General features: G+C 54.4%; 12 protein-coding genes. 10 read left to right on the top strand and 2 right to left on the bottom strand.

Annotation, left to right across the window (positions count from 1 at the left end):
- Positions 1-75: 75 nt before the first annotated feature.
- Positions 76-660, bottom strand: a complete 585-nt coding sequence (gene sodB / locus I6L34_RS04300) for a superoxide dismutase [Fe] (RefSeq protein WP_005334664.1) — start codon at positions 658-660, stop codon at positions 76-78.
- A 288-nt stretch (positions 661-948) separates the two neighbouring features.
- Here sodB and I6L34_RS04295 point away from each other — a divergent pair, with 288 nt between their 5' ends.
- The 6 genes from I6L34_RS04295 (at position 949) to I6L34_RS04270 (ending at position 8,200) form a co-directional block, all read left to right on the top strand.
- Positions 949-1,293 (top strand): Grx4 family monothiol glutaredoxin, encoded by a 345-nt coding sequence (locus I6L34_RS04295; RefSeq protein WP_005353650.1) that lies wholly within the window; start codon positions 949-951, stop codon positions 1,291-1,293.
- A 359-nt stretch (positions 1,294-1,652) separates the two neighbouring features.
- Positions 1,653-2,657: a bifunctional threonine ammonia-lyase/L-serine ammonia-lyase TdcB gene (gene tdcB / locus I6L34_RS04290; RefSeq protein ID WP_005334660.1), complete on the top strand. Its 1,005-nt coding sequence runs from the start codon at positions 1,653-1,655 to the stop codon at positions 2,655-2,657.
- A gap of 11 nt (positions 2,658-2,668) precedes the next feature.
- The gene (tdcC, locus tag I6L34_RS04285; RefSeq protein ID WP_216955871.1) at positions 2,669-4,000 is read left to right on the top strand and encodes a threonine/serine transporter TdcC; all 1,332 of its coding nucleotides are present in this window, start codon (positions 2,669-2,671) and stop codon (positions 3,998-4,000) included.
- A 199-nt stretch (positions 4,001-4,199) separates the two neighbouring features.
- Entirely contained in the window at positions 4,200-5,408 is a 1,209-nt protein-coding gene (gene tdcD, locus I6L34_RS04280) for a propionate kinase (protein WP_216955868.1), read from the top strand.
- 44 nt (positions 5,409-5,452) lie between these two features.
- Positions 5,453-7,747, top strand: coding sequence for a formate C-acetyltransferase (pflB, locus tag I6L34_RS04275; RefSeq protein WP_216955864.1), 2,295 nt, complete (start codon positions 5,453-5,455; stop codon positions 7,745-7,747).
- Positions 7,748-7,816: 69 nt separating this feature from the next.
- Entirely contained in the window at positions 7,817-8,200 is a 384-nt protein-coding gene (locus I6L34_RS04270; RefSeq protein WP_005334653.1) for a RidA family protein, read from the top strand.
- An 81-nt stretch (positions 8,201-8,281) separates the two neighbouring features.
- On the opposite strand, the gene I6L34_RS04265 is transcribed toward I6L34_RS04270, so the two are convergent.
- Positions 8,282-9,493, bottom strand: a complete 1,212-nt coding sequence (locus tag I6L34_RS04265; protein WP_139731742.1) for an RsmB/NOP family class I SAM-dependent RNA methyltransferase — start codon at positions 9,491-9,493, stop codon at positions 8,282-8,284.
- Positions 9,494-9,708: 215 nt separating this feature from the next.
- Here I6L34_RS04265 and I6L34_RS04260 point away from each other — a divergent pair, with 215 nt between their 5' ends.
- The 4 genes from I6L34_RS04260 to I6L34_RS04245 all read left to right on the top strand — a co-directional run bounded on the left by I6L34_RS04260 (position 9,709) and on the right by I6L34_RS04245 (position 14,546).
- Positions 9,709-11,685: a reprolysin-like metallopeptidase gene (locus I6L34_RS04260; protein ID WP_216955861.1), complete on the top strand. Its 1,977-nt coding sequence runs from the start codon at positions 9,709-9,711 to the stop codon at positions 11,683-11,685.
- Positions 11,682-12,011, top strand: coding sequence for a hypothetical protein (locus I6L34_RS04255; protein ID WP_120415664.1), 330 nt, complete (start codon positions 11,682-11,684; stop codon positions 12,009-12,011). Before I6L34_RS04260 ends, I6L34_RS04255 begins: the two co-directional genes overlap by 4 nt.
- A gap of 253 nt (positions 12,012-12,264) precedes the next feature.
- On the top strand, positions 12,265-14,229 hold the full coding sequence (locus I6L34_RS04250; protein WP_216955858.1) for a reprolysin-like metallopeptidase: 1,965 nt from the start codon (positions 12,265-12,267) through the stop codon (positions 14,227-14,229).
- Positions 14,208-14,546: a hypothetical protein gene (locus I6L34_RS04245; RefSeq protein WP_080768659.1), complete on the top strand. Its 339-nt coding sequence runs from the start codon at positions 14,208-14,210 to the stop codon at positions 14,544-14,546. Before I6L34_RS04250 ends, I6L34_RS04245 begins: the two co-directional genes overlap by 22 nt.
- Positions 14,547-14,795 lie beyond the last annotated feature (249 nt).

The following is a 14,795-nucleotide window of genomic DNA, read 5'->3' as shown; positions in this document are numbered from 1 at the left end:
GCGGGTTGGGACTCAAATTCTCTTAACTGACTTGCATTACCCTGCAGTGCGGGGCGTTTTGGCAAGCGAGGCTGATTAGGCAGCCAGATTCTTGGCCACGAATTCCCAGTTAACCAGAGCCCAGAAGGTTTCCATGTACTTCGGACGCAGGTTGCGGAAGTCGATGTAGTAGGCGTGCTCCCACAGGTCAACGGTCAGCAGCGGGGTGGTACCGGCTTCAGTCAGCGGGCAGCCAGCGTTGGAGGTGTTGACGATAGCCAGAGAGCCGTCAGCTTTCTTCACCAGCCAAGTCCAGCTGGAACCGAAGTTGCCGATGGCTGATTTGGTGAAGGCATCTTTGAACTCGGCGAAGGAGCCGAATGCCTTGTTGATGGCATCAGCCAGGGCGCCAGTCGGCTCGCCACCGCCATTCGGGGAGAGGCAGTGCCAGTAGAAGGTGTGGTTCCAGATCTGGGCGGCGTTGTTGAAGATGCCGCCGTTGGAGGTCTTGATGATCTCTTCCAGAGACTTGCCTTCAAACTCGGTACCCGGCACCAGATTGTTCAGGTTGACCACGTAGGTGTTGTGGTGCTTGCCGTGGTGATATTCCAGAGTTTCCTGGGAGATGTGCGGTTCCAGAGCGTTGATTGCATAGGGCAGAGCGGGAAGTTCGAATGCCATTTTCTACTCTCCATTGGCTGGACCGTGCGAAGGCGACGGTTGCAAGACATTGCGTACTCTTTTCTATATGTGAAAAGAGTTGTTTTTAAAATGATGGGGCTGGGTAGCCCAAAGCCAAGGGATTGTAGCAGTATCAAAGATGGCCTAACAACTCTTGATTGGCGCCATGATCGCGATCAATCCTGTGTGGGTTCTTTGCGCAATTCGAGCCGGGTCACCCCTTTGTCAGTTTGTGCTCGGGCAAGATTGCAGTAGAATGGCCGCCGAAATCGCTCTAGTGAGGCACCTATGGAAACTATTGAAAAGATTAAGCAGCAGCTGGCTGACAACCCCATCATCATCTACATGAAGGGCTCCCCCAAGCTACCCAGCTGTGGCTTCTCTGCCCAGGCCTCCCAGGCTCTGATGTCCTGCGGCGAGCCGTTTGCATACGTTGATATCCTGCAAAATCCGGATATCCGCGCTGAATTGCCAAAATTCGCCAACTGGCCGACCTTCCCCCAGCTGTGGGTTGAGGGTGAGCTGATCGGCGGCTGTGACATCATGATCGAGATGTTCCAGGCTGGCGAGTTGCAGGCTCTGATCAAAGAGACTGCTGCCAAGTACAAGAAAGATGATGCTGCAGCCGAGTAATCGGTTCTGTGTTGTCGAGAGGGAGCCTTATAGGCTCCCTTTTTTATTGTCCCGGTTCTGGCAGGCAAGCAACTGATTGCCGGTTGCAAAAAGCAACGTAATTGCCCTGAAAAATCTAATCTTTACGGCTTTGTTTTTGAGTTGTTAATTATATTAATTGCCAATATCTGATTACTTTTTTTAATCCATTTGGATTCAAGTGTTGCTGCCATCACATTTTTTGATAATTTCACCGTAACGCAGTCTCTTTGTAGATTTTTTTGTGTTTATGCTCACATTAATTGCAAGTGATAGAACCTAGTATCGCTTCGCCCTGTGAAATAAAACCCTACAAATTAATAAATAAAAAGAGATTTGCGATGAAGATGTATAGCAATCTGCCCATTGGTCTTCATGATATTACTGAAGCCAAAAAAAGACTGACCAATCATATATACAAGACCGCGCAACTACCCTCTAACTACATCAGCGAACGTTGCCATGGCGAGGTTTACCTCAAGCTTGAAAACATGCAACGTACAGGCTCTTTTAAAATTCGTGGTGCCTTCAACAAACTCAGTTCATTAAGTCTGGAAGATCGACAAAAAGGTGTTGTCGCCTGCTCGGCGGGCAATCATGCCCAAGGTGTATCACTCTCCAGTGCTATGCTGGGAATTGATGCCAAGGTGGTCATGCCTTGCTGTGCCCCCAAATCCAAAATTGCTGCAACCAGTGACTATTCAGCCAAAGTGATCCTCCATGGAAATAGCTTCAATGACACCATTGCCAAAGTCAGCGAAATCGTGGAGATGGAAGGCCGCGTATTTATCCCTCCTTTCGACGATGCAAAAGTGATTGCCGGCCAGGGCACCATTGGCCTGGAAATTATCGAAGATTTGTATGATGTCGATAACATCATAGTGCCGATCGGTGGCGGTGGTTTGATTGCCGGTGTTGCCATGGCTATCAAATCTATTAATCCGACCATCAAGGTGATTGGTGTGCAATCCGAGAATGTGCACGGTATGGCGGCCTCTTTCTATGCCGGTACCATGACCAATCACAGAACCAGCAGCACGCTGGCCGATGGCTGTGATGTGGCAAGACCCGGTTCACTGACCTTCGAAATCGTCAAACAATTGGTGGATGATATTGTACTGGTCACCGAGGATGATATTCGTCATAGCATGGTTGACCTTATTCAGCGCAACAAGGTGATTACCGAAGGAGCGGGAGCTTTGGCCTCGGCAGCGCTGCTCAGTGGCAAGCTGAAACATTATGTCGAAGGTAAAAAGACCGTCAGCATTATTTCGGGTGGCAATATTGATCTGACCCGGATCGCCGAAATTATCGAACAGAACAATATTCGTCAATTTAGCCTGTAAGGAATGCAGTCATGATATTAGACAGTGTTGTCACCGGCAGTAAAGAGAATACGCGTGCATGGCGTAAATCGGATACCACATGGGGATTAGGTCTGTTCGGTACTGCTATCGGGGCGGGGGTCTTGTTCTTTCCAATCCGGGCCGGATATGGTGGCCTGATCCCAATATTAATCATGCTGGTGCTGGCTTACCCCATTGCATTTTATTGCCACAGAGCGTTGGCCAGACTATGCCTTTCTGGTAGTAATCCATCGGCAAATATTACCGAGACCGTTGAAGAACATTTTGGCAAAATGGGTGGGGTAGTAATTACCTTCCTCTATTTCTTTGCCATCTGCCCACTGCTGTGGATATATGGTGTGACGATCACCAATACCTTTATGGCATTTTGGGAGCATCAACTACAGTTGGTTCCGCTTAATCGAGGTGTGGTTGCACTGGCATTGTTGATGTTGATGGCATTCGTGATCTACTTCGGTAAAGATCTGATGGTCAAGGTGATGAGCTATCTGGTCTTTCCCTTTATTGCCAGTCTGATCGTTATCTCTCTCTCCCTCGTCCCGTACTGGAACAGTGCCGTCTTTGATCAGGTCAATCTGAGCGAGATATCGATGTTTGGTCACGATGGTATTCTGGTTACCGTCTGGCTGGGGATCTCCATCATGGTCTTCTCCTTCAACTTCTCGCCGATTGTCTCCTCTTTCATTGTCTCCAAACGGGAAGAGTATGAGCAGGAGTTCGGGCGTGATTTTACCGAGAAGCGCTGCTCGAAGATTATCTCCGGTGCCAGCATGCTGATGGTTGCCGTGGTGATGTTCTTTGCCTTCAGCTGCCTCTTTACCCTGTCGCCGCAAAATATGGCGGAAGCCAAGGCCCAGAATATTCCGGTGCTCTCCTATCTGGCCAACCACTTCTCCTCGCTGGCTGGCAGCAAGTCTGCATTTGCCACCACCTTGGAGTATGCCGCTTCCATCATTGCGCTGGTTGCCATCTTCAAATCCTTCTTTGGCCACTATCTGGGGACGCTGGAAGGGTTGAACGGCCTTATCCTCCGCTTTGGCTACCAGGGCGACAAGAGCAAGGTTTCCAGTAAAAAACTCAATATGGTCAGTATGTTGTTCATCATGGGTTCGACCTGGCTGGTCGCTTATGTGAACCCCAACATCCTCGACCTGATTGAGGCAATGGGGGCGCCAATCATCGCTTCCCTGCTCTGTCTGCTGCCGATGTATGCGGTGAGCAAGACACCGGCACTTGCAAAATATAAAGGTCAGGCCAGCAACCTGTTTGTCACTATCATCGGTGTGCTGACCATCCTGAATATAGTTTCCAAGCTGTTCTGAAAACCTTTTCTGCAAGTCATCAACCATTCAGGCCCCCCTGACGGGGTCTGGATGGTGCAGTCAGACATGAGCAATAACCGATTCTTCGTTGTCCACAATTATGTGGGCCCTGGGTAAGGCTTGCCGTTTTTTGACTTTCTGTTTATGGCGAAATGCCCTGACTGCAGTGACTCGACACTATTAATCTCGAGGCGATGTAATGAAGTTTGATTCGTTGGTTCTGGTTATCAATTGCGGCTCTTCGTCGGTCAAATTCTCGGTACTGGATAGTAAAACCTGCGAGGTAGTGATCTCCGGCATGGCCGATGGCATCGAGACCGAACATCCCCAGCTGAAAATTGATAAAAACCCGGCCACCCCCTTGCCGGAAAACAACCATAGCTGTGCACTGGCGGCGATCGCCGAAGAGCTGAAACTGCGCGGTTTACTCGATGCCATCACCTTGGTGGGCCATCGCATTGCCCATGGCGGCAATGAGTTCAGCGAAGCGGCCATCATTGACGAGCGGGTACTGGCAAAAATCAGGCAGGTCTCGCCACTGGCCCCGTTGCACAACCACGCCAATCTTAGCGGCGTGATGGCCGCCCGCCAGCTATTTCCCAACCAGCCCCAAATTGCGGTTTTTGATACCGGCTTTCACCAGACCCTGAAGCCGGAAGCCTATATCTATGCGCTGCCTTACCAATATCTGCAGGATTACGGCGTGCGCCGCTATGGCTTCCATGGCACCTCCCATCGCTATGTTGCCGAGCAGGCCTGCGTATTCATGGGGCTGGATGAGCAGCATGCCGGTCTGGTCATCGCTCATCTGGGCAATGGCGCCTCTATTTGTGCGGTACAGGATGGCAAGAGCGTCGATACCTCGATGGGGATGACGCCGCTGGAGGGATTGATCATGGGCAGCCGCAGCGGCGATATCGATTTTGGTGCACTGGCCTATATCGCCAGCAAGACAGGTCAATCCATCGAGGATATCGAACGGGTATTGAACAAGCAGTCCGGCCTGCTGGGTATTTCGGGACTCTCCTCCGATATGCGGGTATTGGAAGCTGCCTATCACGAAGGACATCCCGGGGCGAAATTGGCCATTCACGCCTTTGTCCACCGTATTGCCCGCCATATCGGCGGCCATGCCACCTCATTGCGCCGGCTGGATGCCGTTATTTTCACCGGCGGGATCGGCGAGAACTCGGCCTTTATCAGAAAGCTGGTATGCGAACGACTTCAGGTATTTGGCGTAGCGATCAGCGAGCCGTTTAACCAGCGTCCCAATAGCGAGGGCTGCCGGGTAATTTCGGCGGCAGAGTCCATGGTGCTGGCGGCGGTTATTCCCACCAATGAAGAGAAAATGATCGCGCTGGATGCCATTCGTCTGGGGCAGCATGTTCGTCAGGCCGAGTGCGTCTGACATCTTCCACTGTAGTGTCATGAGTAGTGAATGAGGTTTATTTGATGAAAGTTGATATGCAATTGGATCAGGATAAATTCCGTCAGGCGTGGCAAGGTTTTGCCGGTGAAAACTGGAAGCACGAGATCAATGTCCGTGATTTTATCCAGCAGAACTATACCCCCTATGAAGGTGATGAACAGTTTTTAGCGGATGCCACCGAAGCGACCACCACTTTGTGGAACAAGGTGATGGAGGGGATTCGTATCGAGAATGCCACCCACGCACCGGTCGATTTTGATACCAATATTGCCACGACCATTACTGCCCACGGGCCAGGTTATATCGAGCAGGGGCTGGAAAAGATTATTGGCCTGCAAACCGACAAGCCCCTTAAAAGAGCACTGCACCCGTTTGGCGGCGTAAATATGATCCGCAGCTCTTTTGAAGCATATGGCCGGGAGATGGATCCCGAATTTGAATATACCTTCAGCGAATTGCGCAAAACCCATAACCAGGGCGTGTTCGACGTCTACTCTCCCGAGATGTTGCGCTGCCGAAAATCGGGAGTTTTGACCGGTTTACCGGATGGTTACGGCCGTGGTCGCATTATTGGAGATTATCGTCGGGTCGCGCTTTATGGAATAGATTATCTAATCCGTGAGCGGGAGCTGCAGTTTGCCGATCTGCAACCGGCGCTCGAGCGGGGAGAGCAGCTGGAGCAGGTGATCCGCCAGCGCGAGGAGCTGGCCGAGCACAAGCGGGCATTGGTGCAGATCAAGCAGATGGCGGCCAGCTATGGCTTTGACATCTCCGGGCCGGCGCGCACGGCGCAGCAGGCAGTCCAGTGGCTCTACTTTGCCTATCTGGCAGCGGTGAAGTCGCAAAACGGTGGCGCCATGTCCCTCGGCCGTACCGCTACCTTCCTCGACATCTATATCGAGCGGGATCTGAAGGCGGGGCTTATCAGCGAGCAGGATGCCCAGGAGCTGGTCGATCACTTCATCATGAAGATCCGGATGGTACGCTTCCTGCGTACCCCCGAGTTTGACTCCCTCTTCTCCGGCGATCCCATCTGGGCGACCGAGGTCATTGGTGGCATGGGGCTGGATGGTCGTACTCTGGTGACCAAGAACTCCTTCCGTTACCTCCACACCCTCAAGACTATGGGGCCAGCGCCCGAACCCAACCTCACCATCCTCTGGGCGGAAGGATTGCCGCGGGCCTTCAAGACCTATGCCGCCCGTGTCTCCATCGATACCTCATCCCTGCAATATGAGAACGATGATCTGATGCGCACCGACTTCGAGAGCGATGACTACGCCATCGCCTGCTGCGTGAGCCCTATGGTGATCGGCAAGCAGATGCAGTTCTTTGGGGCCCGTGCCAATCTGGCCAAGACCCTGCTCTACTGCATCAACGGTGGCGTGGACGAGAAGCTGAAGATCCAGGTCGGCCCGAAAGTGGCGCCCATCATGGACGAGGTGCTGGATTACGAGACCGTCATGGCCAGCCTCGACAGCTTTATGGATTGGCTGGCGGTGCAGTACATCAGCGCGTTGAACCTGATCCACTACATGCACGACAAGTACAGCTATGAGGCCTCGCTGATGGCGCTGCACGATCGCGACGTCTATCGCACCATGGCCTGCGGTATCGCCGGTCTATCGGTAGCGGTCGATTCGCTGGCGGCCATCAAGTACGCCAGGGTCAAGCCGGTGCGCGATGCGGATGGGCTGGCGGTCGATTTCGTGATTGAGGGGGAGTATCCCCAGTACGGCAACAACGACGAGCGGGCCGACTCCATCGCCTGCGATCTGGTCGAGCGCTTCATGAAGAAGATCCAGGCGCTGCCGACCTACCGCAATGCAGTACCGACCCAGTCGATCCTGACCATCACCTCCAACGTGGTGTATGGCCAGAAGACTGGCAACACCCCGGATGGCCGCCGCGCCGGTGCCCCGTTTGCACCGGGAGCCAACCCGATGCACGGTCGGGATCGCAAGGGGGCGGTTGCTTCGCTCGCCTCGGTAGCCAAGCTGCCGTTCAAATACGCCAAGGACGGGATCTCCTACACCTTCTCCATCGTGCCGGGGGCGCTCGGCAAGGAATCGGCCAATCGCGAGAACAATCTGGTGGGGCTGATGGATGGCTACTTCCATCATGAGCGGGATGTGGAAGGGGGTCAGCACCTCAACGTCAATGTGATGAATCGCGAGATGCTGCTGGATGCCATCGAGAATCCGGACAAGTACCCCAGCCTGACCATCCGGGTCTCCGGTTATGCGGTGCGCTTCAACGCCCTGACCCGCGAGCAGCAGCAGGACGTCATCTCCAGAACCTTCACCAACATGATGTAACTCTCATGCCCGGGGTGAGCAGGCTTGCTCCGGGCCTACTTTTTGTTTGTCAGCACGAGGAAGTAACAGATGCGACAGGTTATCACTACCAAGGCGGCGCCGAGCGCCATCGGCCCCTATGTGCAGGCCACCCGGATTGGCAACATCCTATACACCTCCGGTCAGATCCCGCTGGACCCGGTGAGCGGCGACGTTGCGGAGGGGATCGAAGCGCAGACCCTGCGCTCGCTGCAAAACGTACAGGCGATTGTCGAGGCGGCAGGCGGCGAGGTGCGCAACATCTTCAAGACCACGGTGTTTGTCTCGGATCTGAACGACTTTGCTGCGGTAAATCAGGTCTACAACGACTTCTTCACCGAGCACGATGCCATGTATCCGGCGCGCTCCTGCGTGGAAGTGGCTCGGTTACCGAAGGATGTGAAGATCGAGATAGAGGCGATTGCTGCGCTGTAACCCCATCGGGAGTGTGTCAGCAAGCCAAAACAGAGCGGCTGCCAATGGCAGCCGCTTTTGTCTATATGGTCATCGGGCAGATCAGGCGATCCGTTCGATACGAGCCATGTAGAAGCCGTCGAAGCCGGTCTCGGACGGGCTCACGGTGTGATCGTCACGCAGACGGAAGTGCTCGTTGGCGGCGAGGAACTTGTCCACCTGCTGGCGGTTCTCCTCGGGCAGGATGGAGCAGGTTGCATAGACCAGCAGGCCGCCGACTTTCACCATCTGGCTGTAACGCTGCAGGATCTCTTCTTGCAGCGCGACCAGCACAGGCAGACGCTCGGCGGTATCACGCCACTTGGCATCCGGATTGCGCTTGAGTACGCCAAGACCGGAACAGGGCACGTCAAGCAGTACGCGATCGGCGCTCTCTTTGAGGCGCTTGACGGTCTTGCTGCTGGTGATGACCCGGGTCTCCACGTTGTGGGCACCGGCGCGACGAGCGCGTTGCTTGAGGTTCTCCAGCTTCCACTCTTCCACATCCATTGCCAGCAGACGGCCTTTGCCCTGCATCATGGCGGCGATATGCAGGGTCTTGCCACCGGCACCGGCGCAGGCGTCGATAACGCGCATGCCTGGGGCAACTTCCAGCGCAGCAGCAACCAGCTGGGAGCCTGCGTCCTGCTGTTCGAAGCAACCATCGGCAAAGGCCTTGGTACGGAACAGGGCGGCGTCGGAGGTGACCTGCAGGGCAGTCTCCACACCTTCAACCGGAATGGTGGTGACCTGTTCTTTGGCCAGCATGGCCTGCAGCTCATCACGGGTGCACTTGAGGGTGTTGACCCGCAGGTAACGCTTGGGCATCCAGGCCAAGGCTGCACGCTCGGCAGGCCAGGCTTCACCCAGCTGCTCGCTGCCCAGTTTCTCCAGCCAGCTCGGGCAACCATCCATCAATACCGGGTTCTTCTTCGCCTCGGTCAGACGGCGGCGGAATGCTTCTTCATTGAAGCGATCCAGGGTCGGGTGGTTGGGCTGGGCAATTTTGTGGAATGCGTGCCAGCTGTGAAGCAGCGGCCAGACATTCTTTTCGGCCTGACGCACCTGAATACCGGTGAGGAAACAATAGAGGCTGAGACGGCGCAGCAGGTCGCCGGTGACCAGGGCAATCCTTGCCTGTTCTTGCGGTTTGAGTTCGATGCCGGAGAAGTGACGGGCATAAGCGCGGTCGAGGGTAAGACCCTGACCGAGCACATCGTCAACAATGGCAACGACCAGATCCCCGAAACGGGGCAACAGTGGGGATTTGAGCATGAGATTAACCTTGGCCAGATAAAGATGAACCGCACCTTTGTGAAGAGGAGCAGTTCTAAAATTGACAAATCCGCGCAATGATAGGGGTTAGACGGGGTTGGCGCAACACTCCCCATGGGTGAGTGGCTGAAACAGTGGCGCCGGGCTTTTTGATTCGGCGGGATAGTGATGCCGGTAATGGTTCAAAAAAGTGCATGACTACAAGGATGACAAAGATGCATGTGACCAGTAAGTGTTCGTTGGCCTTGTTAGTGGCCAGTTTGTTGGGGTCAACCAGCCTGATGGCCAGCGAGTGGAGCACGGTAGCCGCCAGAGCGACTGCGGAGCAAGGTTATGAGGTGCGGGCTAATCAGTTTCGGGTGGCCAAGGTGCCGCTCGACTATTTTGCCGGGCTGCAAGCCGGGGCGAGTGAGCTGACCCTGCCGCTGCCCGATGGGGGGGAGGTCACCTTTGCTCTGGAAGCCTACGACTTGCTGCCTGCAGATCTTGCCGCCAAGTATCCGCAGATCCGCACCTTCAAGGGTCACAACCCGGCGTATCCGATAGAGACAGGGCGCTTCGATCTGGGGCCGCAAGGTTTCCACGCCATGTTCAGCCATCAGGGCAGGATGGTGTTTGTCGATCCGCTGCGCAATGCCGAAGGCTACGCCGTCTATTACCAGCAGGATGCCCATAGTCGATTGGAAGAGGCTGCAGATGAGGTGATAGGGCCCAAGCTCAGCAAACTGGTGCGCAAGGTGCAAGTGGATGGCAATGTTCGCAAGCGCTACGTCATTGCCATTTCGGCGACAGGAGAATTTACCCAATACCACGGTGGCTCCAAAGCGCTTACCATGGCGGCGATTGCGACCTTGCTCAACCGCGTCAATCAGGTCTATCAACGGGATGTGGGCGCCGAATTCGTGCTGGCCAGTGGCAATGACAACCTGATCTTTACCGATCCGGCCAGCGACTTGTTTGCCAATGATAATTCGGATGCGCAGACCAATATCGGGGTACAGGCTTATTACTTTACCAATATGCAGCTCGGTAATTTTGATATCGGCCATGTCCTGAATACCAATGGCGGCGGTCTGGCCGGATTGGCAGTGCTCTGCACCAATCAGAAGTCTGGTGGGATGTCGGGTTCACCCACACCGGTAGGAGATGCCTTCTTCGTTGACTATGTGGCTCATGAAATTGGCCACCAGTTTGGTGCCGATCATACCTTCAACGGCACTACCGGGAGTTGCGGTGCAGGTACCCGGGTTGCCAATCAAGCCTATGAGCCAGGTAGTGGCAGCTCCATAATGGCCTATGCCGGTATTTGTGGTGATGAGAATATCCAGACTCACAGCGACCCCTATTTTCATAGCAAGTCCATCGAGCAGATGCGTGCGCACATGGCGACCGTATCGACTTGTGGAACCACACTCGCGTTGAGCAATAATGCCCCGCAGGCAGCAGCAGGGGGGGACTATGTGATCCCTGCCAATACGGCCTTTATGTTAAAAGGGGCTGGTGGAGATCTGGATAATGATTCTCTGCTCTACAACTGGGAGCAGATCGATCTGGGTACTGAATCGAGTAGTGCCGCCACCATGATTGACGATGGCTCCCGGCCGCTGTTTCGTTTTGTCTCTCCCACGGCATCGCCGGAGCGGATCCTGCCGAGTTTGCCATCCCTGCTCTCCGGCACGCTTGCCAAAGGAGAGGCCTGGCCGACTACCAACCGGGATCTCAATTTCAGACTGACGGTGCGTGATGGTCAGGGTGGCGTTGCCAGTGATGACATGAAAGTGCAAGTGATCAATACCGGCGCGGCATTTCGCATCACCAACCCGTTTTACGGGGTGACTCTCACTCCGGGGGCCAGTCAGGCCGTAGCATGGGATGTGGCAGGCACAACTGTGGCGCCGATCAGTTGCAGCAAGGTGGACATCTCGGTGACTCAGGATGAGGGCGTAAGCTGGACAATGCTCGCCGCCGGACAACCCAATAACGGCGCAGCAACGGTAACGTTGCCTGCCGATCTCACCAGCAGCGTCAGGCTGAAAGTGGCATGCAGCGACAATATCTTCTTTGCCATCAGTCCCCTCAAATTGCCTCTGGTGCAAGGTGGCTCGACTTCAGGTGGCGGCGGTGGTGGTGGGGCGCTCGGATTGTGGACGCTGGCTCTGGCGCTGCTCGGCTGGCAACGGAGGCGCACATGAAGGGAGTCCCTCTGTTGCTGCTTGTCATGCTCGGCGGTTGTCAGGCCGATGCCAGCACGCTGGAACAGGAGCTGAGTGCAAACCTCGCCAGGCAGGATTACCGCCTGATAGTGATAGCCGGGCGGGGAGAGTTCGCCCCCGGTATTGCAGCCGAGCAGCAGGCAGAGGCCAAGGCGCGCTGTGGCAAGCGTTATCTGGATGGATTGGGCGATGTGATAAGGCCCGGTCAGCAAGAGATACATGCCAAGTTGAGTGCTTACGCCAGCGAGTATAACCAGCGTATGGTGATTCATTGCCCAATAGCATCGGGCGCTGGCAAGCAGTAATACACCAACGAACCAATCCAAATGGAGGGGATACTCATCCCCCTATCTATCCGTGAAGGCGCCAATGGCGCCTTCACTTTTTTCCGTTGTTGAATGGGGCCAATCTGTATTGCCTGAGATGGGGAGCGCGGGTGTAGCACGATTTTTCAGCGTGACAGAAGTTTTGTGCGAATTTTCTTTTCTGTCTGTCACGCAGATCGTCAATTGACGCTGCACCATACTTGTTGTCACCAAGGTAGGGCAAGGAGGCTCTATGAAGCATGGCATTGCGGTGATTATCACCAGTTTGTCTGTTCAGGTTGCAGCAGAACCACAGTGGACCTTCATGGATGAAAACTTGGAAAGGGGAGGGATCTATGATGTGCGAGCTGAAAAGGTCAGAGTGGTGGTTCCTGACAAGCCTTTTGAACCCGGGCATCTCGCCAGTGTATTGACCTTGCCATTGCCGGATGGCACTACGGTGCAGTTTGATGTTCATCCCAATGCCTTGCTCCCGGAGCCTTTGGCCCAGCGCTACCCTTCTATCAATACTTACAGTGGGAAGGCTATCGATCGGGCGGCGGATACAGGCCGATTCGATGTCACCATACATGGTTTTCACGGTATGTTTACCCATCAGGGGCGTACCTTTTATGTCGATCCGCTTCAGGACGGTTTCTCTTATGCCGTTTATGAACAGCAAGATGCCTGGCGGCGACAGGATGTGGATCAGGTGATTGATCCTCATGGTATCGAGCGTGAGCGAGCTGTGCTGGTCGATGGCAATTTGCGCAAGCGCTACACTATCGCCATCTCGGCAACCGGGGAATATACCCAGTATCACGGTGGTACCAAGGTTGCAGCACTCTCGGCCATTGCAACACTGCTTAATCGGGTCAATGAAGTCTATCGCCGTGATGTGGGGGCCGAGTTTCAGCTTGCAGCTGATACGGATAATGTGATTTTCACCGATCCTGCGACGGATCCTTTCACCAACTCGACCCAGGATATCGCCATCAACCAGACCCAACAGGGGGTGTTGCTCAATCCTTCTTTTGATCTGGGCCATCTGCTGGCGACATCAGGCGGCGGGGTGGCGACCCTGAGATCTTTATGCAACCCTTTCAGCCGTTCACGGGGCATGACCGGAGGCTCACAACCTATCGGTGATGCGTTCTTTATTGATTATGTGGCTCACGAATTGGGGCACCAGCTGGGGGCCGAGCACTCCTTCAATGGCATGGCCGACAGTTGTGCAACAGGTCGCAAGGCTAGCTCAGCCTGGGAACCGGGCAGTGGCTCGACCATCATGGCCTATGCCGGGATCTGTGGTGAGGAGAATCTGCAGGTTAACAGCACACCTTTTTTTCACAGCAAGTCGATCGAGCAGATGCGGGCTCTGATGGCCTCTCTGCCCTCCTGCGGCACCGACCTGGCGCTTGCCAATAACGCGCCGATTGTGGATGCGGGGGGCGATAGGGTGATCCCCGCCAATACGCCTTTCACTCTTGTCGGTAGTGCGCTGGATCTGGATGGTCATCCCCTCAGTTACACCTGGGAGCAGGTTGATCTTGGCAATGCATCCTACAGCGTGGCAACCATGGTGGATGATGGAACCCGCCCGCTGTTTCGCTTTGTTTCACCAACATCGGATCCCCGTAGAACATTGCCCGCCATGAGCTCTCTGATATCGGGTGTCTTGGCCAAAGGAGAGGCGTGGCCTGCGACCAATCGCAATCTCCAGTTCCGCCTTACCGTACGTGATGGTCAGGGGGCGGTGAGCAGTGATGAAATGGTGGTTCAGGTGATCAATACCGGCGCGGCATTTGCCATCACAGCTCCGCAGATCGGCGCCATGGTGGCGGGTAGCACTCAGCTAGTGACATGGAATGTTGCCGGGACCGATCAGCCTCCTATCAATTGTCCCAGCGTGGATTTGGCACTGACACAGAATGGTGGTTCTACTTGGACTACGCTGGCAAGCGGGCTTGCCAATAACGGTTCGGCCAGTGTGGTGTTGCCTGCACCGTTGACCAGCACGGCCAGGCTGAAGCTGGCATGCAGCAATAATATTTTTTTCTCTATCAATGGGATAAGAGGTAATGCGTCTGCCACTACGGAAAGTGCAACTGTCATTACCGACAACAATGCGGGTGGCGGCGGTGGTGGTGGTGCAGTGAATCTTATCGTGATCCTCCTGATGGGAGGGGCAGCCGGATGGCGCAGGTATTACGGTTAGCCGTCAGTTTGCTGTTTCTATATATCTGCGCAGCGCCTGTTGTGGCCGCATCACTGACCGAGGCAATAGATGAAAGTCTTGCTGCTCAGGATTATCGGCTCATCGTGCGTGGCGGGCGCGGCGGTATGGCTCCGGGGGTTGTGGAGTCATTGCAAGCAGAAGCGAGAACCCGGTGCGGAGTCCGTTATCTGAAAGGGTTCGGTGATGTCATTGAGATGGGCAAGGAATCGGAGTTTGAGCAGCGGATTGACTATGCCACCCGATATAACCGACAGATGCTGGAAAGGTGCATGCCGGAGGCGATTTCAAGGCCGTAGTGGCTGTTCAACAACGGCGTGTAAATCGGCATGATTGGAGTTATAACTCTAATATTCCAAACATAGTAATAGCCTCATGGGAATGATTCGATGACTCACATATGAGCCTCCATATAATTTTTTGGAGTTTTAACTCTATTAAAAAGAACTGCTGAAAATGCTAACAAAATGAGCTATTTATAAACTATAACTCACTAACTGCATGATTTTAAATGAAATAAAATTCATTTAATTTTTATTGAAAAAGTT

Source organism: Aeromonas sp. FDAARGOS 1404, assembly GCF_019047085.1.
GTDB lineage: Bacteria > Pseudomonadota > Gammaproteobacteria > Enterobacterales > Aeromonadaceae > Aeromonas > Aeromonas veronii.
The sequence above is the reverse complement of the archived record's forward strand: the minus strand, read 5'-3'. Positions and strand labels throughout refer to the sequence as shown.